This window comes from Streptomyces zhihengii (assembly GCF_016919245.1).
GTDB lineage: Bacteria > Actinomycetota > Actinomycetes > Streptomycetales > Streptomycetaceae > Streptomyces > Streptomyces zhihengii.
Genome location: NZ_JAFEJA010000001.1, coordinates 1,742,162 through 1,765,288 on the forward strand (window position 1 = coordinate 1,742,162; position 23,127 = coordinate 1,765,288).

Here is a 23,127-nt window from a genome sequence, read left to right on the forward strand (position 1 = left end):
GTCGCGCCCTCTCGCGAGTGTGCAGCTCAGAGCCGCCCTCCTGCAGTCTCGAAGGACACATCACCATGGCCGCCACCCCGGAAAAGCCCGTCTCCGCCGCGTCCCGCCGCAAGGCCGGACGCCACCGTGGCGAGGGTCAGTGGGCCATGGGCCACCACACCCCGCTGAACGGGAACGAGCAGACCAAGAAGGACGACGACGGTCTCAATGTGCGGACACGCATTGAGACGATCTACGCCCATCGAGGCTTCGACTCCATCGACGGCGCCGACCTGCGCGGCCGGATGCGCTGGTGGGGCCTCTACACCCAGCGCAAGCCCGGGATCGACGGCGGCAAGACCGCGATCCTGGAGCCGGAGGAGCTGGACGACGAGTTCTTCATGCTCCGGGTGCGCATCGACGGCGGACGCCTGACCACCGAGCAGCTCCGGGTGATCGGCGAGATCTCCCAGGAGTTCGCACGCGGCACCGCCGACCTCACCGACCGGCAGAACGTCCAGTACCACTGGATCCGCATCGAGGACGTGCCCAAGATCTGGCGCCGCCTGGAGGCCGTCGGCCTGTCGACGACCGAGGCGTGCGGCGACACCCCGAGGACGATCCTCGGCTCCCCCGTCGCCGGCATCGCCGAGGACGAGATCGTGGACGGCAGCCCCGCCGTCGACGAGATCCACCGCCGCTTCATCGGCAACAAGGAATTCTCCAACCTGCCGCGCAAGTTCAAGACCGCGATCTCCGGCTCGCCGCTCCTCGACGTGGCGCACGAGATCAACGACATCGCCTTCGTGGGCGTGAACCACCCCGAGCACGGCCCCGGTTTCGACCTCTGGGTCGGCGGCGGCCTGTCCACCAACCCCAAGCTGGGCGTCCGCCTCGGCGCCTGGGTCCCGCTCGACGAGGTGCCGGACGCCTGGGAAGGCGTCATCTCGATCTTCCGCGACTACGGCTACCGCCGGCTGCGCAACCGCGCCCGTCTGAAGTTCCTGGTCGCCGACTGGGGCCCCGAGAAGTTCCGCCAGGTGCTGGAGGACGAGTACCTGAAGCGCAAGCTGGTGGACGGCCCCGCCCCGGAGCAGCCCGTGGAGCACTGGCGCGACCACGTCGGCGTGCACCGCCAGAACGACGGCCGCTTCTACGTCGGCTTCGCGCCCCGGGTGGGCCGCGTGGACGGCGCCACCCTGACCAAGATCTCCGAACTGGCGGCCGCGCACGGCTCCGGCCGGCTGCGGACGACCGTCGAGCAGAAGATGATCGTGCTCGACGTCACCGAGGACCAGGTCGACTCGCTCGTCTCCGGGCTGGAGGCGCTCGACCTCCAGGTCAAGCCCTCGCCGTTCCGCCGGGGCACCATGGCCTGCACCGGCATCGAGTTCTGCAAGCTGGCCATCGTCGAGACCAAGGCCCGCGGCTCCGCGCTCATCGACGAGCTGGAGCGGCGGCTGCCCGAGTTCGACGAGCCGCTCACCATCAACATCAACGGCTGCCCCAACGCCTGCGCCCGTATCCAGGTCGCGGACATCGGTCTCAAGGGCCAGCTCGTGCTCGACGACGAGGGCAACCAGGTCGAGGGCTACCAGGTCCACCTGGGCGGCGCCCTGGGCCTGGACCCGGCGTTCGGCCGCAAGGTCCGCGGTCTGAAGGTCACCTCGGCCGAACTGCCGGACTACGTCGAGCGGGTGCTCACGCGCTTCCAGGCGGAGCGCGAGGACGGCGAGCGCTTCGCCACCTGGGCCGCCCGCGCCTCCGAGGAGGCCCTGTCGTGAGCGAGCGCGCGGCACCGTTCTTCTGCCCGTACTGCGGCGACGAGGACCTGCGTCCCAACGAGCAGGGGCACGGCGCCTGGGAATGCGCGGCGTGCAACCGGGCCTTCCAGTTGAAGTTCCTCGGGCTCCTCGCCCGCGGACTTCGGCGCAACGACGGTGGAGGGGAAGCGATATGACCGCGATCCGGACCGACCACGACCTCAAGTCACTGGCCGAGCAGGCCGGCCGCGACCTGGAGGATGCCTCGGCACTCGAGATCCTCACCTGGGCGGCCGGCGTCTTCGGCAAGGAGTTCTGCGTCACCTCCTCCATGGAGGACGCGGTCGTCGCTCACCTCGCCTCACGCGCCATGCCCGGCGTGGACGTCGTCTTCCTCGACACCGGCTACCACTTCGAGGAGACGATCGGCACCCGCGACGCGGTGGACGCGGTGATGGACGTCAACGTCATCACGCTCACCCCCCGGCAGACCGTCGCCGAGCAGGACGCCGAGCACGGCCCCAAGCTGCACGACCGCGACCCGGACCTGTGCTGCGCGCTGCGCAAGGTCGCCCCGCTCCAGGAGGGCCTCACCGCCTACCGGGCCTGGGCCACCGGCCTGCGCCGCGACGAGTCGCCGACCCGCGCGAACACCCCGGTCGTCGGCTGGGACGAGAAGCGCCGCAAGGTCAAGGTCTCGCCGATCGCCCGCTGGACGCAGGACGACGTGGACGCCTACGTCGCCGAGCACGGCGTGCTCACCAACCCCCTGCTCATGGACGGCTACGCCTCCGTCGGCTGCGCGCCCTGCACCCGCCGCGTGCTGGAGGGCGAGGACGCCCGCGCCGGCCGCTGGGCCGGCCGCGGCAAGACCGAATGCGGGCTGCACGGCTGATGACACACGAACACACCTCCCGGGAGAACGACGTGACCGGAGCCACCGTCTGGCTCACCGGCCTGCCGAGCGCCGGCAAGACCACCATCGCCCACGAACTGGCGGCCCTGCTGCGCGCCGAGGGCAAGCGGGTCGAGCTGCTCGACGGCGACGAGATCCGCGAGTTCCTCTCCGCGGGCCTCGGCTTCAGCCGCGAGGACCGGCACGTCAACGTGCAGCGCATCGGCTTCGTCGCCGAACTCCTCGCCTCCAACGGGGTGCTGGTGCTCGTACCGGTCATCGCCCCCTACGCGGACAGCCGCGACGCCGTCCGCAAGCGGCACCAGCAGGAGGGCACCGCCTACGTCGAGGTCCACGTGGCCACCCCCGTCGAGGTGTGCTCGGTACGTGATGTGAAGGGGCTGTACGCCAAGCAGGCCGCGGGCGAGATCAGCGGGCTCACCGGGGTCGACGACCCCTACGAGGAGCCCGCGTCGCCCGACCTGCGGATCGAGTCCCAGAACCAGACCGTGCGGGAATCCGCCGGCACCGTCCACGCACTGCTCGCCGAAAGGGGTCTGCTGTGACGACCAGCGTCGACGTCGTGAGCGGCACCGACAGCCCGTACGCCCTGTCCCACCTGGACGCCCTGGAGTCCGAGGCGGTGCACATCTTCCGCGAGGTCGCGGGCGAGTTCGAGCGGCCGGTGATCCTCTTCTCCGGCGGCAAGGACTCCATCGTCATGCTGCACCTGGCGCTGAAGGCGTTCGCCCCCGCAGCGGTCCCCTTCTCGCTGCTGCACGTGGACACCGGGCACAACTTCCCGGAGGTCCTGGAGTACCGCGACCGGGCGGTGGCCCGGCACGGGCTGCGCCTGCACGTCGCGTCCGTGCAGGAGTACATCGACCGCGGTGCGCTCAAGGAGCGCCCCGACGGCACCCGCAACCCGCTGCAGACCGTGCCGCTGACCGAGGCGATCCAGCAGCACCGCTTCGACGCCGTGTTCGGCGGCGGCCGGCGCGACGAGGAGAAGGCACGCGCCAAGGAGCGGGTCTTCTCGCTGCGCGACGAGTTCTCCCAGTGGGACCCCCGCCGCCAGCGCCCGGAGCTGTGGCAGCTCTACAACGGCCGCCACGCCCCCGGCGAGCACGTGCGGGTCTTCCCGCTGTCGAACTGGACCGAGCTCGACGTCTGGCAGTACATCCAGCGGGAGCGCATCGAACTGCCCGAGATCTACTTCGCCCACGAGCGCGAGGTGTTCCAGCGCTCCGGCATGTGGCTGACCGCGGGCGAGTGGGGCGGCCCGAAGGCGACCGAGGAGACCGAGAAGCGGCTCGTCCGCTACCGCACCGTCGGTGACATGTCCTGCACCGGCGCCGTCGACTCCGACGCCACCACGCTGGACGCGGTGATCGCCGAGATCGCCGCCTCCCGGCTCACCGAGCGGGGCGCCACCCGCGCCGACGACAAGATGTCCGAGGCCGCGATGGAAGACCGCAAGCGCGAAGGGTACTTCTAGAGATGACCAGCACCACCGAGCAGCTCGCCGCCCAGCTGTCGGCGACCACCCTGCTGCGCTTCGCCACCGCCGGTTCCGTCGACGACGGCAAGTCCACGCTCGTCGGACGGCTGCTGCACGACTCCAAGTCGGTGCTCGCCGACCAGCTGGAGGCCGTCGAGGCGGCGTCCCGCGGCCGCGGCCAGGAGACGCCCGACCTGGCGCTGCTCACCGACGGCCTGCGCGCCGAGCGGGAGCAGGGCATCACCATCGACGTGGCGTACCGCTACTTCGCCACCCCGCGCAGGCGGTTCATCCTCGCCGACACCCCGGGGCACGTGCAGTACACCCGGAACATGGTGACCGGCGCGTCCACCGCCGAACTGACCGTCGTGCTGGTCGACGCCCGCAACGGGGTCGTCGAGCAGACCCGCCGGCACGCGGCGATCGCCGCGCTGCTGCGCGTGCCGCACGTGGTGCTCGCGGTCAACAAGATGGACCTGGTCGACTACGCGGAGCCCGTCTTCGCGGCCATCGCCGAGGAGTTCACGGCGTACGCCACCGAGCTCGGCGTCCCCGAGGTCACCGCCATCCCGATCTCCGCGCTCGCCGGCGACAACGTGGTGGAGCCCTCGGCGCGGATGGACTGGTACGGCGGTCCGACGGTGCTGGAGCACCTGGAGACCGTGCCCGCCAGCCACGACCTGACCGGCTGCCACGCCCGCTTCCCCGTGCAGTACGTGATCCGTCCGCAGACCGCCGAGCACCCCGACTACCGCGGCTACGCGGGCCAGATCGCGGCCGGCACCTTCCGGGTCGGCGAGCCGGTCACCGTGCTGCCCTCGGGCCGCACCTCGACCGTCGCCGGGATCGACCTGCTGGGCGAACCGGTGGACGTGGCCTGGACGCCCCAGTCGGTCACCCTGCTGCTCGCGGACGACATCGACGTCTCGCGCGGCGACATCGTCGTGCCGAGCGGCGACGCGCCCGCCACCACCCAGGACGTCGAGGCCACCGTCTGCCACGTGGCGGACGAGCCGCTCACCGTGGGGCAGCGGGTGCTGCTCAAGCACACCACCCGCACGGTGAAGGCCATCGTCAAGGCGATCCCCTCGCGGCTCACCCTCGACGACCTCTCGCAGCACCCGGAGCCCGGCCGGCTCGTCGCCAACGACATCGGCCGCGTCACGGTGCGCACCGCCGAGCCGCTGGCGCTCGACTCGTACGCCGACTCCCGGCGCACCGGCTCCTTCCTGCTGATCGACCCCGCGGACGGCACCACGCTCGCGGCCGGCATGGCGGGCGACTCCTTCGCCGCCGTCGCCGAGGCGCCCGCGGCCGACGACGAGGGCTGGGACTTCTGACATGACCGACATCTATTCGACCTTCGCCAAGGAGGGCGGCCGCGTCGGCAGCGGCGCCCTCGGCGCGGGCACGGGAGGGGTGGCGCGATGTGCGCGATGACGTACGCGCACTGCCTGCGCGCCCACACCCCCCACCCGCACCGCCGAAGACCCGTTCACATGCCGACGACCCGGCCGCGTCCGAGATGACGTGAGAACCGGGCCGACGAGAGGAAACGCCTCCCGTGCACGCCACCCGTACCACCGTTCGCCGCAGCCTCGTCGCCGTGGCCGCCCTGCCCCTGCTGGCCGTGGCGCTCACCGCCTGCGGCTACGGATCCGAGTCGACGGACGACAAGGTCGCTCCCGCCGCCAAGGGTGACAAGATCGACGGTCTCGACACCGTGAAGATCGGCTACTTCCCGAACCTCACGCACGCCACCGCCCTGGTCGGCCACCAGGAGGGCATCCTCCAGAAGGAACTCGGCGGCACCAAGCTCTCGGCCACCACGTTCAACGCCGGCCCCTCGGAGATCGAGGCGCTGAACGCCGGCTCCATCGACATCGGCTTCATCGGCCCCTCCCCGTCGATCAACGGCTACGTGAAGTCCCAGGGCAAGAACCTGCGGATCATCGGCGGATCCGCTTCGGGCGGCGTCAAGCTCGTGGTGAACCCGGAGAAGATCAAGACCCTCGACGACCTCAAGGGCAAGAAGATCGCCACCCCGCAGCTCGGCAACACCCAGGACGTGGCGTTCCTGCACTGGATCAACGAGAAGGGCTGGAAGGTCGACGCCGAGAGCGGCAAGGGCGACGTCTCCGTGGTCCGCACGGAGAACAAGGTCACCCCGAACGCCTACCTCTCCGGCTCGATCGACGGCGCCTGGGTGCCCGAGCCGACCGCCTCCAAGCTGGTCAGCGACGGCGCGAAGGTCCTGCTCGACGAGTCCACGCTGTGGCCCGACAAGAAGTTCGTCATCACGAACATCATCGTGTCGCAGAAGTTCCTGAACGAGCACCCGTCCGTGGTCGAGGCCGTGCTGCGCGGCACGGTGAAGACCAACGCGTGGATCAACGCCAACCCGGACAAGGCCAAGGAGTCGGCGAACGCCAAGCTCAAGGACCTGACGGGCAAGGCGCTTCCGGCCGAGGTCATCGACCCGGCGTGGCCGTCGATCCAGTTCATCGACGACCCGCTGGCGGCGACGCTCCAGGCGCAGGCCGACCACGCGGTGAACGCCGGCTTCCTCCAGAAGCCCGACCTGGCTGGCATCTACGACCTGAAGCCGCTGAACAAGGTGCTCGAGGCCGAGGGCAAGCCCGCGGTCGCCGATGCCGGGCTCGGCGTCAAGTAACCCCGACAGCAGCCGAGAACCCAGGAGGTGACGACCATGGCCACTGCCCTCGCCAAGGCCGACGACCGCGTGAGCGTGGAACACGACCACGCGGCCCGTATCGGGCATGTCTCCAAGTCCTTCTCCGGCCCCACGGGGTCCCAGCTGGTGCTGGACGACATCACCCTCGATGTCGCGCCGGGTGAGTTCGTCACCCTTCTGGGTGCCTCGGGCTGCGGCAAGTCGACGCTGCTCAATCTGGTCGCGGGGCTCGACCGGCCGACCGCGGGGTCCATCGAGACCCCCGGCGGCCGGCCGGCCCTGATGTTCCAGGAGCACGCGCTGTTCCCGTGGCTGACCGCGGGCAAGAACATCGAACTCGCGCTGCGTCTGCGGGGGGTCGCCAAGTCCGAGCGGCGCACCGAGGCCGAACGCCTGCTGGAGCTGGTGCGCCTCGGCGGCGCGTACGGCAAGCGGGTGCACGAGCTGTCGGGCGGTATGCGCCAGCGCGTGGCGATGGCCCGTGCGCTCGCGCAGGACAGCCGGCTGCTGCTGATGGACGAGCCGTTCGCGGCCCTCGACGCCATCACCCGCGACGTGCTGCACGACGAGCTGACGCGGATCTGGCGGGAGACGAACGTCTCCGTGCTCTTCGTGACCCACAACGTGCGCGAGGCCGTCCGGCTCGCGCAGCGGGTGGTGCTGCTGTCCTCGCGTCCCGGCCGGATCGCCCGGGAGTGGACCGTGGACATCGAGCAGCCGCGGCGCATCGAGGACACCGCCGTGGCGGAACTGTCCGTCGAGATCACCGAAGAACTGCGTGGGGAGATCCGCCGACATGGCCAGCACTGAGACGCCCGCGAAGGCCACGGGCAGGAACGACGACCTCGCCGGTCTGGAGGCGGGGCTCGACGCGCTGGACGCGGTGCGGGTCGACCGCACCCCGGTGCGCGAGGTGCTGCTGAAGAAGGTCCTGCCGCCGCTGGTCGCCGTGGCCCTGGTGATCGTCGCCTGGCAGGTGCTCGTCTGGGCCGAGGTCACCGAGGACTACAAGCTGCCCGCGCCGTCGGCGGTGTGGACCAGCGTCTCGGACATGTGGCTCCAGGGGACGCTGCTGGAGGTCGTGTGGACCAGCGTGTCGCGCGGTCTGCTGGGCTTCCTGCTGGCCCTGGCCATCGGTACGCCGCTGGGTCTGCTGGTGGCACGGGTGAAGTTCGTCAGGGCGGCCATCGGCCCGATCCTGAGCGGGCTCCAGTCGCTGCCCTCGGTCGCCTGGGTGCCGCCGGCCGTCATCTGGCTCGGCCTCAACGACCAGATGATGTTCGCGGTGATCCTGCTGGGCGCCGTGCCGTCGATCGCCAACGGCCTGGTGTCGGGCGTGGACCAGGTCCCGCCGCTGTTCCTGCGGGCCGGCCGCACCCTCGGCGCGACGGGTCTCAAGGGCACCTGGCACATCGTGCTGCCGGCCGCGCTGCCCGGCTACGTCGCGGGCCTCAAGCAGGGCTGGGCGTTCTCCTGGCGTTCGCTGATGGCGGCGGAGATCATCGCCTCCTCCCCCGATCTCGGGCTCGGCCTCGGCCAGTTGCTGGAGAACGGCCGCAACAACGCGGACATGCCCGGGGTGTTCCTCGCGATCATCCTCATCCTGATCGTCGGCATCGCGATCGACCTGCTGATCTTCAGTCCGCTGGAGCGGTGGGTGCTGCGCAGCCGCGGTCTGCTGGTGAAGAGCTGATCGCGATGCACCGTCCCGTCCTCCTCGTCGTCGCCCACGGCAGCCGCGACCCGCGGCACGCGGCGACCGTGCACGCCCTGGTACGGCGGGTGCGGTCGCTGCGGCCCGGGCTGCGCGTGGAGGTCGGCTTCCTGGACTTCAACGCCCCCTCGGTGCCGCGGGTCCTGGAGCGGCTGGCGGCCGACGGGGCACGCGAGGTGGTGGCGCTGCCGCTGCTGCTGACCCGCGCCTTCCACGCCAAGGCCGACATCCCGGCGGTGCTGCGCGCGGCCCCGGCGGCGCTCCGCGTCCGCCAGGCCGGGGTCCTCGGCCCGTCGCCCCTGCTGCTGTCCGCGGTGCGGCGGCGGCTGTCCGAGGCCGGGCTGGGCCCGGCCGACATGAGCTCGACCGGCCTGGTGCTGGCGTCGGCGGGCTCCACCGACCCGGAGGCGATCGCAGTGATCGCCGAAACAGCGCGGGAGCTGCGGCACACCGGTTGGTGCGCCGTGCGGCCTGCGTTCGCCTCCGCTGTCTCACCCGGCGGCTTCCCCCGCACCGAGGACGCGGTCCGCGCCCTGCGGGCGGAGGGCTGCGAACGGGTCGCGGTCGCCCCCTACGTGATCGCGCCGGGCCGGCTGCCCGACCGGATCGCCGAGGGCGCCCGGGACGCGGACGTGCTCGCCGCCGTCCTCGGCCCGTCGCGGGAGCTGGCGGAACTGATGCTCCGCCGCTGCGACGAGGCCGCGGCGACGGCCGACATGGCGGCGACGGCCTGACGGCCGGCCCCTTCCTCCAGTCGGGGACGAGGCTGCGGGCCCGGGCTCGGCTGCGGGCCGAGGCCGCGACCGCGTCCCGCTCCCGCCCCGGCCCCGGCCCTCGGTCGAGGACGAGGCTGCCGGTGCGGGTCCGCGTCCCGCACCGGCTCCGGTGGTCAGTCGAGGACGAGGCTGCCCGTGCGGGTCCGCTTCAGCTCGAACAGCCCGGGGTGGCCGGCGAGGACCCGGAAGCTGTCGAAGAGCCGTACCGCCTCCTCGCCCCGGGGCACCGAGTTCAGGACCGGACCGAACCACACCGTGCCGTCGACGTGGAGCGTGGGGGTGCCGACGTACGCGTCGGCCGCGGGGTCCTTGCCCCGGTCGTGGCGGGCGCGCAGGGCCTCGTCCCAGACGGGGTCGCCGGCGGCCGCCGCGAGTGAGGCGGGCAGGCCGAGCTCCGCGAGCGACGTGGCGACGACGTCGTCGAAGTCCTCGTTCCGCTCGCGGTGGATCCGGGTGCCCAGCGCGGTGTAGAGGCCGCCCTGCACACCGTCGCCGTGCCGCTCCGCGGCGGCGGCGACCACGCGCACCACGCCGAGGGAGCGGTCGACCAGGCCGCGGTACCAGGCGGGGAGTTCGGCGCCCTCGTTGTGGAGGTAGAGGCTCATCACATGGAAGCGCAGGTCGAGCGGGCGTTCGCGGGCCACCTCCAGGATCCAGCGCGAGGTGATCCAGGCGAACGGGCAGACGGGGTCGAAGTAGAAGTCGACGGCGGGGCGGTCGGTTCCGCCGGTGACGGCGGCCGTGGTCCGGGGGCGGTCCGTGGTGTCCATACGGCCGACCCTAGCCATCGAGTGGCACAGGCGAGCGGTCCACTTCGGCACTGTCCCGGTGGGCCACCTGAGCCCGGGTCAGCCCTCGGCGAGCAGGTCGAACCGGGTCCCCTGGTGGAAGTAGAGCAGCCAGGTGCCGCCGGTCAGCCGCCAGATGGAGCTGCGGTGGGCGCGATGGGGGCCCGACTCGGTGTCGAAGGTGAGGTGCACGATCCCGGGGGCGAGCTGGACGCCCCGCATCCGGGACGTGGTGATCGGCCGGGGCGACGGGGCGTCCCGCGCGTTGAGGGCGGCCATGATGCTCTCCCGGTTCCACAGCAGTCCGGAGGTGCCGTACTCCTCGTACTCCGGGTGCAGCAGGTCCGCCAGGAGGTCGGGCGAGGAGCGCACCGCGGGGTCGAGCAGCCGGAACTCCGCCTCCATCGCCGCACTCACGGCGCCGTCCGGGTCATCGCTCACGGGTCATCTCCACCAGCTTGGCGACGGTGTTCCAGTTGCGGGTGGTGGCCACCAGCCCCTGAAAGAGGGAGGGCCTCGCCAGCACCTGGGCGAGCCGGGAGCGGCCGAGCCCGTCGGGTGTGTAGAGGTACAGCACGCGGTCGCCGGTCCTGAACTCCTCGGGCAGCAGCGCGGCCGTGTCGACGGCGGCCAGCCGCTCGGCGTCCGGCGCGCCGGACAGGAAGGTGACATGGAGCTGTTTGCCCTGGAGTTCGGCGGCCGGGAAGGGGCACGCGTCGGCGACGGCCCGCAGATGGGCGCCGTCGCGCACCAGGGTCTCGACACGGAAGCCGAAGGCCTTCTCGATCCCCGCCTCGATCCGGGCGGCGACCGCCTCCTCGCCGCCGGCGTCCGTGGGCGCGCTCAGCACGGCGTTGCCGCTCTGCAGATATGTGACGACGTCGTCGTACCCCAGGTCGGCGAGGACCTCGCGGAGCCGGGCCATGGGTACCTTCCTGGCGCCGCCGACGTTGATTCCGCGCAGCAGGACCGCGTATCTGGCTGTCATGGGCACACGATAAGGCGGTCGCCGTGCCCCGTGGGGGAGGGCACGGCGACCGCCGTATCAGCGGCCCGGCGTGCCGGGCGCCGGTGTGCGGCGCCCGGCGGCAGGGTGCCGGGGACCGTCTACTCGACGACCTTCAGCAGCTTGTTGGGCGTGCCCGCGGACGGGTTGGTGATCTTGTCGGGCGTGGCACCCCCGGTGAGCGCCGTGGCGACGTCCGCCGGGGTGGCGTCCTGGTGGCCGGCGAGGTAGACCGCGGCGGCGCCGACGACGTGCGGGGTCGCCATCGAGGTGCCGGATATGGTCTTGGTGCCCTCGTCGCTGTCGTTCCAGGCGGACGTGATGTCGGAGCCCGGCGCGTAGATGTCGACGATCTCGCCGAAGTTGGAGAAGTCCGACTGGGCGTCGTCCTTCGTCGACGAGGCGACGGTGATGGCCTCCTGGACGCGGGCCGGGGAGCCCTGGCTCGCGTCGCTGGACTCGTTGCCCGCGGCGACACCGAAGGTGACACCGGCGGCGATCGCCTTGCGGACGGCCTCGTCGAGGGCCTCGTCGGCGCCGCCGCCGAGGCTCATGTTGGCGACGGAGGGGCCCTGGTGGTTCTGGGTGACCCAGTCGATGCCCGCGACGACCTGCTCCGTGGTGCCCGAGCCGTTGTCGTCGAGGACGCGCACCGCGACGATCTTCGCCTTCTTGGCGACGCCGTGCGCGGCGCCGGCGATGGTCCCGGCGACGTGGGTGCCGTGGCCGTTGCCGTCGTCGGCGGAGTCGTCGTTGTCGACGGCGTCGAAGCCGTGCGTGGCCCGGCCCTCGAAGTCCGAGTGCGAGATGCGGACTCCGGTGTCGATGACGTAGGCCGTCACGCCCTCACCGGCGGCGTCGGGGTAGGTGTACTTGCTGTCCGCCGCGGTGTCGGTCTGGTCGACCCGGTCCAGGCCCCACGAGGGCGGGTTCTCCTGGGTGGCGTCGATGGTGAACTTCTTGTTCTGCACCACCTTGGAGACGGCCGGGTCGGCCGCCAGGCGCTTGGCCTCGGTCTCGGTGAGGCCGCTGGCGGCGAAGCCGTTGACGGCGGAGCTGTAGCTGCGCTTCAGCGTGCCGCCGTACTCCTCGGCGAGGTCCTTCTTGTCCGCCTTCTCGTCGAGCAGCACGATGTAGCTGCCCGCGACGGCGCCTTCCGCGTTCGCGCCGTAGACGGTGCCCTCGGCGGGTGCCGCGGCACCGGCGAAGGGGGCGTTGAGCAGGGTGGCTCCGGCCGCCGCCACGACCGCCGTGGCGACCGCGGTGAGCTTGATCCGGTGGGAGCGCTTGTGAGTTGCCATGAAGAGAGGTCTCCTCGTCAGCATTTGTGGGGGGATTGCCCTTCGGACGGAAGATCTCCGGGGGCTGACTCGAAACCCTGGCCGATTGACGCGCGCAGATCAAGACCTTCATGGCCTCCTGACTTGTTCAACAAGGTTTCTTAACAGAATCCCGCCAGCACCTCCCCGCGTTGGTCTCAACCCCCAACTCCCGGGTACAAGAGCGCCTTTGCTCTTTGCACACGACACGGCGCCCACCCAGGAGACCTGGGTGGGCGCCGCCACCGGACGCGGGCCTCCGGCGACCTTCACCCGGGGGCACCGGACCTTCACACGGGCAGTTCGGCCTCGATCAGGTCCGCCGCGCGCCGCGTGCCCCCCTCGTCCTCCATCCCGGCCCGGATCTCCGCCAGCCGCCGGGCGACCTCCGGGTCCGCGACGAGCGACAGCACCGCCTCCCGCAGGTCGTGCGCCGTCGCCTCGTCGCTCGACAGCCGGCGGGCCACGCCGAGGTCCACGAGCATGTCCGCGTTGCCGAACTGGTCGACCGCCTGAGGGACCGCGACCATCGGGGTGCCGGTGGCGAGCCCCTCCTGACTGCCACCGGCGCCGGCGTGGGTGATGAACGCGTCGGCCTGCCGCAGCACGGAGAGCTGCGGCACCCACCGGTGCACCTCCACGTTGGCGGGCACCTCGCCGAGGTCGGCCAGGTCCACGTGGCGGCCGATCTGGAGCACCATGTGCCAGTCCGGCAGCCCGCCGAACGCCTTCACGCACTCGCGGTAGAAGGCGGGGTGCTTGGTGAACGCCGAACCGAGCGACACCAGCAGCACCTTGCGCGCCCCTTCGGGCAGCCGCCACTCCCCCTGGTCCGCGCGGTCGCCCTGGCAGGCGCCGACGAAGGAGTACACGTTCTCGTCGACCCGGTCTGCCTGCGGCTGGAGGGCCCGGGGGATGAGCACGATGCTGCGCGGCGGCCGCCCCACGAACGGGTCGGGATGCAGGGTGATTCCGTTCTCCGTGAGCCAGGCCGTGAAGCGGGCGTAGTACGCCTTGCCCCGCTCGGTCGCACGCATCGGCGCGAACATCGGCTCGGCGACCTCCTCCTCGTAGCCCTTCCAGGCGACCAGGTTGGGCGACAGGGAGACGGCCGGGACGCCCCAGCGGTGGGCGAGGACGATCGCGGGATAGGAGGTGATGTCGTGGAGGACGAGGTCCGGCTCGTCCCCCGCGAAGGCCTCGGCGAGCTGCGGGAGCGCCTGGATCGCGTCGTCGAGGAACGGCTCGATGTTGTCGATCAGTTCGGTGCCCCACCGCTCCGGCTCGTCCTCCGTGGGGAGCGTGGAGGTGTAGACGACGGGCCGGGCGCCGGTGGCCGCGACCTTCTCCGCGTAGGACGCGGGGATGGCGTAGCTGACGCGGTGGCCGCGGGCGACGAGCTCCCGGATCACTTCGAGACTCGGGTTGACGTGGCCGGGGGCGGCGATCGAGAACATGGCGACGTGAGCGGGGGCTGCGGTGGTCATGCCCCTACCGTAAGCGAGACGATACGTCTCGTGCAACCTCATTCCGTCCGGCCGTGCGATCCCGCTCCTCTCCTCCGGTCCGGCCGCGCGATCCCGCTCCTCTCCTCCGGTCCCTCCCCGCGGCCCTCAGCGCTGATAGCGGGCCAGGACCCGGTTCCCGTCCTCCACCAGACGCCTTCTCAGCTCCGCCGCCCCGATCGCCCCGCTGTAGTACTCCTGGTACGCCGGGGTCGCCACCTTGTCCTTCCACTCCGGATAGCCGCGCACCGACTGCGCGGGCGCCGGTCTCAGCTCGCGCGCGAGGGCCGCTCCGGTGGCCCAGCCGGCCTCCGGTGTGTGCAGCGCCGGATCCTTGAGCGCCTCGGTGCCCGTCGGCAGCATCCAGTCGCCGAGGGCGAGGCGCACCATGTTCGCGGGCCGCAGCATGAAGTCGATGAAGCGCGCCGCCTCCCGCTTGTGGCGGCTGTCCTCGGCGATGGACAAGGTCTGCGGGCTGACGCCCTGTTCCGGCCCCTCGCTGCCCGCGGGGGCGGGCAGCACCGTCCACTCGAAGCCCGCGGGCGCCTGCTGCACGATCTGCTGCCGGTAGGAGAACCCGAGCGGCACCATCGCGTACTTGCCGCCGAACAGACCCGGCAGCGTGTCCGAACCGCCCATGCCGAGGGTGCTCCGCGAGGCGCTGCCGTCGTCCACCTGGCCGCGGACGGTCCCGGGGACGACGGCGTCGGAGCCGGTGAACCGGATGGTGACCTTGCCGTCGCCGCCGCGGTGGAAGAGCCGGCCGCCCGCCGACAGGCCCAGGTTCAGCGTGGCGGACACCGGCTCCTTCAGCGGCCAGGCGACGGCGTACTTCCCCTCGCCCATGTGGTCCGTCATCCGCCGTGCCACCCGGCGGAACTCCTCCCAGCTCCAGGGCCGGTCCGCGGTGGGCACCCGGACGCCCGACGCATCGAGGATCCTCCGGTTGGCGATGAGCACCCGCGGCTCCTGGAGGAACGGCACGCCGTATATGCCGTCGCCGAAGGCGGTCGTACGCCAGCTCTGCTCGGGGATGTCCGCCCGGAGCCGGTCGGGCAGCAGACCGGTGAGGTCGGCGAGGTAGCCGCCGTAGGCGAAGTCGGCGAGGTCGTCGGAGGCGTCGTGGATGATGTCCGGCGCCTCGCCGCCCTCGAACGAGGTGAGCAGCTGGTCGTGCACACTGTCCCAACTGCCCTGGACGTACTCGACCTGCACGCCGGGGTTGGCGGCGTTCCACTCGGCGACCAGTTCCTTGTTGGCGTCCACGGACTCCTTCTGCCAGGCGAGCGACTGGAAGCGGAGCCGGATCGTCCCGTCGTCGGGTCCCCCGTCGCCGCCGCAGCCGGACAGCAGCAGGGCGAGCGCGGCGGCAGCGGCGGTCAGCAGGCGTGCGCGCATCAGCTCTTCACCGCCCCCGCCAGCATGCCGCCGGTGATCCGTTTCTGGATCACGGCGAAGACCAGGAGCGAGGGGATGGTCGCGAGGAACGCGGCCGCGGCCAGCGGCCCGAGGTCGGCCACCCCCTCCGCGCCGAGGAAGTGGGTGAGGACGACCGGCAGGGTCTGCTTCTCCGCGGACTTGAGCAGCACCAGGGCGAAGAAGAACTCGTTCCACGCGGTGATGAAGGCGAACAGGCCCGTCGCCACCAGCCCCGGGGCGAGCAGCGGCGCCGTGACGGAGACCAGGACCCGCAGCCGTCCCGCGCCGTCCACCGCGGCCGCCTCCTCCAGCTCCCTCGGCACCGCCCGCACATAGCCGACCAGCATCCACAGCGCGAACGGCAGCGACCAGGTCACATAGACCGCCACCAGCCCGGCCAGGGTGTTGATCAGATGCAGGTTCTTCAGCACCAGGAAGAGCGGGATGATCACCAGGACGAACGGGAACGCCTGGCTCACGATCACCCAGCCGGTCGCCGCGGTGGTCAGGGCGGAACGCCGGCGGGCCATCACGTACGCCATGGGCGTCGCGACGGTGACGGCGATCAGCGCGGCCGCGAGCGCGGCGATCAGGCTGTTGCCCGCCGCCCGGAGCAGCGGCTGTTCGTCGAACGCCTGCCGGAAGTTGTCGAGGGTCGGGTCCTCAGGGATCCAGGTGGGGTGCAGGGAGCCGAGTTCGGCGGCCGGCTTGAAGGCGATGGAGACGAGCCAGAGGAACGGAAAGGCGAGGAAGACCAGGTAGCAGAGGAGAGCCGCGTACTGGGCCGCCCGGCCGGCCCTGCCGGTGCGCAGTGCCGTCATGCGTCGTCGCCTCCTCGGAGCCGTCCCACCAGGTAGAAGGCGAGCATCACCGACACGACGGCGACCATGACGCAGCCCATGGCCGCCGCGTAGCCGAACTGGCCGTAGCGGAAGGCCTCCTCGTAGGCGAAGAGCATGGGCAGCCGTGTCCGTCCGCCGGGGCCGCCGCTGGTGAGCACGTACACCAGGGCGAAGGAATTGAAGTTCCAGATGAAGTTCAGTGCCGTGATCGCGAGGGCCACGGGTCTGATGGCGGGCCAGGTGACGGTGCGGAACCGGCGCCAGGCGCCCGCTCCGTCGAGCGCCGCCGCCTCGTGCAGCTCGCCCGGCGTGTTCTGGAGGCCGGCGAGGAGGGCGACGGTGGTCTGCGGCATGCCCGCCCAGACGCCCACCAGGATCACGGCGGGCAGCGCGGTGGCCAGGCCGGTCAGCCAGTCCCGCCCGTCGCCCAGCCCCAGGTCGCGGATGGTCTCGTTGAGGATGCCCGCGTCCGGGTTGTAGACCAGGCGCCACATGATGCCGACCACGACCTCGGGCATCGCCCACGGGATGATCGCCAGCGCGCGGGCCAGCCAGCGCAGCCGCAGCCGCTGGTCCAGCAGCAGGGCCAGGCCGAGCGCGAGGAGGAACTGCGGCACGGTCACCCCGACCGCCCAGAGCAGGCCGATGCGGAAGGAGTCCCAGAACAGGCTGTCGTGGAGGAGGTCCTGGAAGTTGAGGGTCCCTACCCACTGGGTCGGCTCGGTGCGTCCCGCCTGGGCGTCGGTGAAGGCCAGGACCACCCCGTACAGCAGCGGGCCGACGCTCAGCAGGAGGATCGGCAGCAGCGCGGGCAGCACGAGGAACCACGCGCCCCGGTCGCTGCGCCCCCTGGACTTCACCGGTGCGGTCGACGATGTCACGGACGCGACTCCTTGGGCCGATGGATACCCCTCGCGGAAGTCCGGCCTGCCGGGCGGCCCCCGTCATCGTGCTGACGGGCCGTCGGTTCGTCAAGGCTGCCTGCACGGATGCGAGACTTGGCCGGATCGGCCGGCGACCCGGCCGGGGGCGGCACGCGGAGAGAAGGACATGGACGAGACACGGGCACGGGACGTACTGGCGGCGGCGGGCTTCGCCGGGCGCACCCCGGGGGCGGAACTGCTGGCGCTCGGCGAGAACGCCGTCTTCGCGGTGGGCGACCTGGTGGTGAAGGTCGGCAGGGACGCGGAGCTGCTGCCCCGGGCGGAGCGGGAGCTCGCCGTGGCCGGCTGGCTGGCCGACGCGGGGGTGCCCGCGGTGCGGGCAGCCGAGCCCAGGCCGCGGCTCGTCGAAGGCCATCCGGTGACCGTGTGGCACCGACTGCCCGAGTCCGTGCGTCCGGCCGGGCCCGAGGATCTCGCCCGGCTGCTGCGACTGGTGCATGAGCTTCCCTCTCCTTCCTTCGAACTGCCCCGGCGTGAACTGCTGGGCGGGGTGGAGCGGTGGCTGCGGCTGGCCGGCGACGCCATCGATCCGGCGGACGCCGAGTACCTGCGGGGGCGTCGCGACGGCTTCGCCAAGGCCGCGGCCGCGCTCGTCCCCCATCTGCCGCCGGGGCCCATCCACGGCGACGCGCTCCCCCGCAATGTGCATGTGGGCCCCGACGGGCCGGTGCTGGTGGATCTGGAGACCGTCTCGTCGGACCTGCGCGAGCACGATCTGGTGGTCATGGCGCTCTCCCGGGACCGCTACGGTCTCGCGCCCGGGGCGTACGACGCCTTCACCGCGACGTACGGCTGGGACGTGCGCGGCTGGGACGGCTGCGCCGTGCTGCGCGGGGCGCGTGAGACGGCGAGCTGTGCCTGGGTGGCGCAGCACGCTCCCGCCAACCCCAAGGCGCTGGCGGAGTTCCGCCGGCGGGTGGCGTCGCTGCGGGACGAGGACCCCGGGACCCGCTGGCACCCCTTCTGACGGGTGGCCGTCCTCTGGCGGGTGGCCCTCCCGGACGCGGCCCGGCGGGCGGCCCTCAAGGGCGGCGGTGGTCCCCGACGCGGCCCGGCGGGTGGCCCCGCCTCGGCCCGGGCGGTCGCCCGCAAGGGGCGACGATGCCCGGCGGTGGCCGGCAGGGGGCGGCGGTCAGACCCCGGTGACCGGTGCCGGCTCGCGCAGCGGCCAGTGGGTGTCGACCACGGCCTCCGGGTCGCCCTTGCGGCGCAGGAAGTCCTGGAAGGAGACGGCCCACTGGGCGTACCACCGCACCTGGCGCTCGTGCAGCGTCTCCGGCGCGAGCGCCGCCACCGAGGGGTGCCGCTCGGCTATCGCGCGGGCGACGAGCACCGCGGCGAGCGCGTCCGCGTCCGCGCGGTGGGCCCGGTCCAGGGTGACGCCGTACTCGGCGCAGACCGCCTCCAGCGTGCGCTTGCCCTTGCGGTAGCGGTCGACGGCCCGGTCGATGGTGTACGGGTCGACGACCGGGCCTATCGGCCGGCCGCCCAGCCGCTCGCCGAGCGAGGCGAGCCCGTGGCGCCGCAGTTCCGCGGAGAGCAGGGTCAGGTCGAAGGCCGCGTTGTAGGCGACGACCGGGACGCCCTGCTCCCAGTGGCGGGTGAGCACCTGCGCGATCTCCTCGGCGACCTCCCCGGCGGGACGCCCCTCCGCCGCGGCGCGCTCGTTGCTGATGCCGTGGATGGCCGACGCCTGTGCCGGGATCGCTATCCCGGGGTCGGCCAGCCAGCCGTGCCCCCGTACCGGCTCCCCGGCGCGCAGTTCGACGACCGCGGCCGTCACGATGCGGGCGTCGAGCGGATCGGTGCCGGTCGTCTCCAGATCGAATCCGACCAGTGTGCCCCCGTGCCAGGACATGTGCCCCCTCCTCCATGGTGCGATGGTGCGCTCCCCCGATGGATGTTCACCTTCGCACGGGGCACTGACAACGGGCCCGGCGCCTCCCGGCCCGCCGCCCGTGCCCGCGCCGAAGGGGCCGGGTCCGCGCGGGGTCAGGAGACGGGGCGGGAGTCGGTCCACACCGACTCGAACTCCTCGCGGTAGGTCTGGAACAGACCGGTCTCGCTGTCCTGGCCGGACCGGACGACGGACCTGCCGCCGCCGCGCAGCACCAGCACCGGCGCCTCCATGCCCCGGGCCCTGCGCAGATAGGACTGGACGACGGCCACACCGTCGGGGCCGTCGCCGTCGACCAGATAGGCGGTGAAGCGCGGGGTCTCGTCGAAGACCTGGATCTGGAAGGCGCCGGGGTCCCTGAGCCGGGACCGCACACGGCGCACATGGAGGATGTTCATCTCGACCGTGCGGCTCAGTTCGCCCTTCTTGAGGCCGAGTTCCCGCTCGCGCCGCTTCACGGCGCTGCTCGCGGGGTTGAGGAAGAGCAGCCGGACCCGGCAGCCGGACTCGGCCAGCCGGATGAGCCGGCGGCCGGAGAAGTTCTGCACCAGCAGATTCAGGCCTATGCCGATCGCGTCGACGCGCCGCGCGCCGCCGAAGAGGTCCTCGGCGGGAAGCTGGCGCTGGAGTCTGACCCGGTCGGGGTGGACGGAGACGACGTCGGCGTACCGGTCGCCGACGAGGTCCTCGACCGCGTCGACCGGCAGCCGGTCGGCGGACGGGACGCCGGCGCCGCTGCCGAGTATCTCCAGCAGGCGCGCGGAGGCGCGCTCCGCCTGGGCGAGGACGGCCTCGTTCAGGGCGCGGTTGCGCGACACGACGTTGCGGGCGACCTCCAGCTCGTCGAGGGCGAGCTCGACGTCGCGCCGGTCGTCGAAGTACGGCTCGAAGCAGGGCCAGTGCTGGACCATCAGTTCGCGCAGTTGCGGGAGGGTGAGGAAGGACAGCACGTTGTCGTCGGCCGGGTCGAGCAGATAGCCCTTGCGGCGGGACACCTCGCGTACGGCGACGGCGCGCTGCACCCACTCCTGGCCCGCCGGTCCGGCCGCGGCGACGACCCAGTCCTCTCCGTGGACGGGGTCGTAGATGGGCCGCAGCACCGCGGCGACCACGGCGCGCAGCCGCTGTTCCACCAGATTCAGCCAGATGTACGCCCGGCCGGCCCGCTGGGCGCGCGTGCGCACCTCGCTCCAGGCTTCCGCCCCCCAGTCGAGCTCCGCCCCGATCTCGATCGGCCGCGCGAGCGAGACCGCTCCTGGCGGGATCTCGGCGGAGTCTCCCCCCTCGTGACCCGCGTCACCTGGGGGTAGCTCCAGCCCTCCCGAGCTCACCCGCGCACCGCCTTCTGCTCCTGGACCGCCCCGTCTTCGACGATCAAGGAGCCTACTCCGCCATCGGGAGCCGGTGCAGCAGGATGGCCGTGGTTGTTTCCCAACTCCCCTGTTTGTGAAGACTGTTCCGCACAGGTGCATCAGACGGAGTGAGCGGATTCATAGACGTCAGCCGTCCGGCGCCGGGCGTACGCCGGCGTACGCCCGGTCCGGCCGCGCCGCGCGCGGCGGCCGCCCGGCGCGAGCGACGACATGTAACCCGATGTTGACCCGGACGACCGGATTGACGAAATTCTCCCCCTCGACACTCTTTGTCCGGGATCATGTCCGCGGCACGGTGATCGAGGACACCGGGAGGCGGTCGGGCAGGTTTCCGGCCGGTCACCCGGTAGGACGGCGCGAAGTCCTAGGAGCTTGCCCCGGTTCGGGGGAGGATCTTGGCCGAGTGGTTCCCCCGTACCCGGATCGGAATGGAAGAGTCATATCTATGCAGGTCTGGCCGGGACAGGCGTACCCCCTCGGTGCCACGTACGACGGCGCCGGGACCAACTTCGCGGTGCACTCCGAGGCGGCGCACCGCATCGAGCTGTGTCTGCTGCACGAGGACGGCTCGGAGACCGCGGTCGAGCTGCGCGAGACCGACGCCTTCGTGCGCCACGCGTATCTGCCGGGGGTGATGCCCGGCCAGCGCTACGGCTTCCGGGTCCACGGTCCGTACGCGCCGGAGCGCGGGCAGCGCTGCAATTCGGCCAAGCTGCTGCTCGACCCGTACGCGCGTGCGGTCAGCGGCGCGATCGACTGGAACGAGTCGGTCTACGGCTACCACTTCGGCAGACCGGACTCGCGCAACGACCTCGACTCGGCGCCGCACACGATGACGTCGGTGGTGGTCAACCCGTACTTCGACTGGGGCGACGACCGCCGGCCGCGCACCGACTACCACCGCACGGTGATCTACGAGGCCCATGTGAAGGGCCTGACCCAGCTGCACCCGGAGCTGCCCCCCGAGCTGCGCGGCACCTACGCGGGGCTCGCCCATCCCGCCGTGATCTCGCATCTGACGGAACTGGGGGTCACGGCTCTGGAGTTGATGCCGGTCCACCAGTTCGTCAACGACCACCGGCTGGTGGACGCGGGGCTGAACAACTACTGGGGCTACAACACCATCGGCTTCTTCGCCCCGCACAACGCCTACGCCTCGTGGGGCGACCGGGGCGAGCAGGTGCTCGAGTTCAAGCAGGCGGTGAAGGCGCTCCACCAGGCGGGCATCGAGGTCATCCTGGACGTCGTCTACAACCACACGGCGGAGGGGAACCACCTCGGCCCGACGCTCTCCTTCCGCGGCCTGGACAACGAGTCGTACTACCGTCTGACCGACGACCGCCGGTACTACATGGACACCACCGGCACCGGGAACTCGCTGCTGATGCGCAGCCCGCACGTGCTCCAGATGATCATGGACTCGCTGCGCTACTGGGTGACCGAGATGCACGTCGACGGCTTCCGCTTCGACCTGGCCGCCACCCTCGCCCGCCAGTTCCACGAGGTGGACCGGCTCTCCTCGTTCTTCGACCTGGTGCAGCAGGACCCGGTGGTCAGCCAGGTCAAGCTGATCGCCGAGCCCTGGGACGTCGGCGAGGGCGGCTACCAGGTCGGCAACTTCCCCCCGCTGTGGACGGAGTGGAACGGCAAGTACCGCGACTGCGTGCGGGACATGTGGCGCGGCGAGCCGCGCACCCTGGCCGAGTTCGCCTCCCGGCTCACCGGCTCGTCCGACCTCTACCAGGACGACGGCCGCCGGCCGCTGGCCTCGATCAACTTCACCACCTGCCACGACGGCTTCACCCTGCACGACCTCGTCTCCTACAACGGCAAGCACAACGAGGCCAACGGCGAGAACAACCGCGACGGCGAGAGCCACAACCGCTCGTGGAACTGCGGGGCCGAGGGCGGGACCGAGGACGCCGGGGTGCTGGAGCTGCGCGAGCGGCAGATGCGCAACTTCATCGCGACCCTGATGCTGTCGCAGGGCGTGCCGATGCTCAGCCACGGCGACGAGTTCGCCCGCACCCAGGGCGGCAACAACAACGCCTACTGCCAGGACAACGAGATCGCGTGGGTGCGCTGGCCGGATCCGGGGGACGACGAGGAGGGCTCGCTGCTCGCCTTCACCAAGACCATGGTCTGGCTGCGCCGCGACCACCCCGTCTTCCGGCGGCGGCGCTTCTTCCACGGCCGTCCGGTGGAGGGCACCCACGACGAGCTCACCGACATCGCCTGGTTCACCCCCAAGGGTGAGGAGATGGTGCAGCGCGACTGGCAGGCCGCCCACGCCAAGGCCCTGTCGGTGTTCCTGAACGGCCACGCCATCTCGGAGCCCGGCCCGCGCGGGGAGCGCATCTCCGACGACTCCTTCCTGCTGATGTTCAACGCCGGCGCGGAGGATCTGGACTTCGTCGTTCCGGTGAACCACGGGGAGGCGTGGCAGGTGGTCGTGGACACCGCGCGCAGCGAAGGCGTCCCGCCCGGGAAGGGGCCCACGGTGACGGCCGGGGAAGTGGTGCCCCTGGTGGGGCGCAGCCTGACGGTGCTGCGGCGTCCCGCCTAGGCGCCCCTGGTCTCCGCGCCCCGCGCGGGCCTTCCCGGGTCCGCGCCGCGCGCAGGCGTTTCCGGTCCGTGTCCCGCACGGGCGCCCCGGGTTCGCGTCCCGCGCGGGCGTCCCGGGTTCGCGTCCCGCGCAGGCCTCTCCGGTT

General features: G+C 71.8%; 22 protein-coding genes. 12 read left to right on the top strand and 10 right to left on the bottom strand.

The features are described from left to right. Window positions 1-65 precede the first annotated feature (65 nt). The 10 genes from JE024_RS07215 (at window position 66) to JE024_RS07260 (ending at window position 9,281) form a co-directional block, all read left to right on the top strand. Window positions 66-1,763, top strand: a complete 1,698-nt coding sequence (locus JE024_RS07215) for a nitrite/sulfite reductase (protein WP_205372802.1) — start codon at window positions 66-68, stop codon at window positions 1,761-1,763. Beyond that, window positions 1,760-1,939, top strand: coding sequence for a hypothetical protein (locus tag JE024_RS07220; protein ID WP_205372803.1), 180 nt, complete (start codon window positions 1,760-1,762; stop codon window positions 1,937-1,939). Before JE024_RS07215 ends, JE024_RS07220 begins: the two co-directional genes overlap by 4 nt. Continuing rightward, window positions 1,936-2,637 carry a phosphoadenylyl-sulfate reductase gene (locus tag JE024_RS07225; RefSeq protein ID WP_205372804.1) on the top strand — a complete coding sequence of 234 codons (702 nt, stop codon included), beginning with the start codon at window positions 1,936-1,938 and terminating at the stop codon, window positions 2,635-2,637. Before JE024_RS07220 ends, JE024_RS07225 begins: the two co-directional genes overlap by 4 nt. Continuing rightward, window positions 2,619-3,203, top strand: coding sequence for an adenylyl-sulfate kinase (cysC, locus tag JE024_RS07230; protein WP_372449773.1), 585 nt, complete (start codon window positions 2,619-2,621; stop codon window positions 3,201-3,203). The genes JE024_RS07225 and cysC overlap by 19 nt, the downstream gene beginning before the upstream one ends. Next, window positions 3,200-4,135, top strand: a complete 936-nt coding sequence (gene cysD, locus JE024_RS07235) for a sulfate adenylyltransferase subunit CysD (RefSeq protein WP_205372806.1) — start codon at window positions 3,200-3,202, stop codon at window positions 4,133-4,135. The genes cysC and cysD overlap by 4 nt, the downstream gene beginning before the upstream one ends. A gap of 2 nt (window positions 4,136-4,137) precedes the next feature. After that, window positions 4,138-5,478, top strand: a complete 1,341-nt coding sequence (locus tag JE024_RS07240) for a sulfate adenylyltransferase subunit 1 (protein ID WP_205372807.1) — start codon at window positions 4,138-4,140, stop codon at window positions 5,476-5,478. 224 nt (window positions 5,479-5,702) lie between these two features. Next, complete coding sequence (locus JE024_RS07245) at window positions 5,703-6,812, top strand: aliphatic sulfonate ABC transporter substrate-binding protein (protein ID WP_205372808.1); 1,110 nt, start codon at window positions 5,703-5,705, stop codon at window positions 6,810-6,812. Between the two features lie 36 nt (window positions 6,813-6,848). Then, complete coding sequence (locus tag JE024_RS07250) at window positions 6,849-7,643, top strand: ABC transporter ATP-binding protein (protein ID WP_205372809.1); 795 nt, start codon at window positions 6,849-6,851, stop codon at window positions 7,641-7,643. Further along, a complete protein-coding gene (locus JE024_RS07255) occupies window positions 7,630-8,526 on the top strand; it encodes an ABC transporter permease (protein WP_205372810.1) in 897 nt (298 codons plus the stop codon). Before JE024_RS07250 ends, JE024_RS07255 begins: the two co-directional genes overlap by 14 nt. Before the next feature lie 5 nt (window positions 8,527-8,531). After that, window positions 8,532-9,281 carry a sirohydrochlorin chelatase gene (locus tag JE024_RS07260; RefSeq protein ID WP_205372811.1) on the top strand — a complete coding sequence of 250 codons (750 nt, stop codon included), beginning with the start codon at window positions 8,532-8,534 and terminating at the stop codon, window positions 9,279-9,281. A gap of 155 nt (window positions 9,282-9,436) precedes the next feature. Here the strand turns inward: JE024_RS07260 and JE024_RS07265 are convergent, their stop codons facing one another. The 8 genes from JE024_RS07265 to JE024_RS07300 form a co-directional block, all read right to left on the bottom strand. Beyond that, window positions 9,437-10,093, bottom strand: a complete 657-nt coding sequence (locus JE024_RS07265; RefSeq protein WP_205372812.1) for a mycothiol-dependent nitroreductase Rv2466c family protein — start codon at window positions 10,091-10,093, stop codon at window positions 9,437-9,439. Window positions 10,094-10,171: 78 nt separating this feature from the next. Further along, entirely contained in the window at window positions 10,172-10,516 is a 345-nt protein-coding gene (locus tag JE024_RS07270) for a nuclear transport factor 2 family protein (RefSeq protein WP_205376423.1), read from the bottom strand. Between the two features lie 25 nt (window positions 10,517-10,541). After that, entirely contained in the window at window positions 10,542-11,099 is a 558-nt protein-coding gene (locus JE024_RS07275) for a DUF1697 domain-containing protein (protein WP_205372813.1), read from the bottom strand. Between the two features lie 119 nt (window positions 11,100-11,218). Further along, a complete protein-coding gene (locus tag JE024_RS07280; RefSeq protein ID WP_205372814.1) occupies window positions 11,219-12,418 on the bottom strand; it encodes a S8 family peptidase in 1,200 nt (399 codons plus the stop codon). 308 nt (window positions 12,419-12,726) lie between these two features. After that, window positions 12,727-13,965, bottom strand: coding sequence for a macrolide-inactivating glycosyltransferase (gene mgt / locus JE024_RS07285; protein WP_372449774.1), 1,239 nt, complete (start codon window positions 13,963-13,965; stop codon window positions 12,727-12,729). 84 nt (window positions 13,966-14,049) lie between these two features. Then, window positions 14,050-15,339, bottom strand: coding sequence for an ABC transporter substrate-binding protein (locus JE024_RS07290; RefSeq protein ID WP_205372816.1), 1,290 nt, complete (start codon window positions 15,337-15,339; stop codon window positions 14,050-14,052). Beyond that, on the bottom strand, window positions 15,339-16,181 hold the full coding sequence (locus JE024_RS07295) for a carbohydrate ABC transporter permease (protein WP_205372817.1): 843 nt from the start codon (window positions 16,179-16,181) through the stop codon (window positions 15,339-15,341). Before JE024_RS07295 ends, JE024_RS07290 begins: the two co-directional genes overlap by 1 nt. Further along, entirely contained in the window at window positions 16,178-17,083 is a 906-nt protein-coding gene (locus tag JE024_RS07300; RefSeq protein WP_205372818.1) for a carbohydrate ABC transporter permease, read from the bottom strand. Before JE024_RS07300 ends, JE024_RS07295 begins: the two co-directional genes overlap by 4 nt. A 169-nt stretch (window positions 17,084-17,252) precedes the next feature. On the opposite strand from JE024_RS07300, the gene JE024_RS07305 reads away from it, so the two are divergent. After that, window positions 17,253-18,113 carry a phosphotransferase enzyme family protein gene (locus JE024_RS07305; protein ID WP_205372819.1) on the top strand — a complete coding sequence of 287 codons (861 nt, stop codon included), beginning with the start codon at window positions 17,253-17,255 and terminating at the stop codon, window positions 18,111-18,113. A 165-nt stretch (window positions 18,114-18,278) separates the two neighbouring features. On the opposite strand, the gene JE024_RS07310 is transcribed toward JE024_RS07305, so the two are convergent. Next, on the bottom strand, window positions 18,279-19,004 hold the full coding sequence (locus tag JE024_RS07310) for a 3'-5' exonuclease (RefSeq protein WP_205372820.1): 726 nt from the start codon (window positions 19,002-19,004) through the stop codon (window positions 18,279-18,281). Between the two features lie 134 nt (window positions 19,005-19,138). Beyond that, window positions 19,139-20,374, bottom strand: a complete 1,236-nt coding sequence (locus JE024_RS07315; RefSeq protein WP_205372821.1) for a DUF5919 domain-containing protein — start codon at window positions 20,372-20,374, stop codon at window positions 19,139-19,141. Between the two features lie 487 nt (window positions 20,375-20,861). On the opposite strand from JE024_RS07315, the gene glgX reads away from it, so the two are divergent. Continuing rightward, window positions 20,862-22,982: a glycogen debranching protein GlgX gene (glgX, locus tag JE024_RS07320; RefSeq protein WP_205372822.1), complete on the top strand. Its 2,121-nt coding sequence runs from the start codon at window positions 20,862-20,864 to the stop codon at window positions 22,980-22,982. Window positions 22,983-23,127: the final 145 nt, after the last annotated feature.